The 505-nt window shown below is 31.1% G+C and carries 1 protein-coding gene; it reads left to right on the plus strand.

Annotated elements, in window-relative coordinates:
* Window positions 1-201: 201 nt before the first annotated feature.
* Window positions 202-505, plus strand: a 304-nt coding sequence (locus KPL50_RS26845; RefSeq protein ID WP_216301493.1) for a zinc ribbon domain-containing protein YjdM, incomplete at its 3' end; no start/stop codon positions are given.

Consider the following 505-nt stretch of genomic DNA (forward strand, 5'->3'; position numbering starts at 1 on the left):
GATATACATTTTATCTACTGTGTTTTTTATATATATTTGCATGATGGTTTGTGGATAGTAGAAGACTATGATAGTATATAAACGAATGAGAAACTAATGTATCGTCTGCGAAGCTGTTGCAGCACAACAGGTGATGATTTAACAATGGAATCTAGAAGGAATTATATACTAGAAACAATAACGAATGGAGGAAATGAAATTATGGCTGATTTGCCAAATTGCCCAAAATGTAATTCAGAATACACATACGAGGATAGAGATCTTTTTGTTTGCCCAGAATGTGCAAATGAATGGACTTTAGGATCAGAAACTGAAAATAGTGAAGAGAAAAAAATTATTAAAGATGCGAATGGAAATGTATTAAACAATGGTGATTCTGTAACACTAATTAAAGATCTTAAAGTAAAGGGAAGTCCAACATCCTTAAAAAAAGGTACAAAAGTAAAAAATATTCGTTTGGTTGATGGAGATCACAATATTGATTGTAAAATTGATGGTTTTGGAG

It is taken from the genome of Clostridium sp. CF012, assembly GCF_018861755.1.
GTDB lineage: Bacteria > Bacillota > Clostridia > Clostridiales > Clostridiaceae > Clostridium_AD.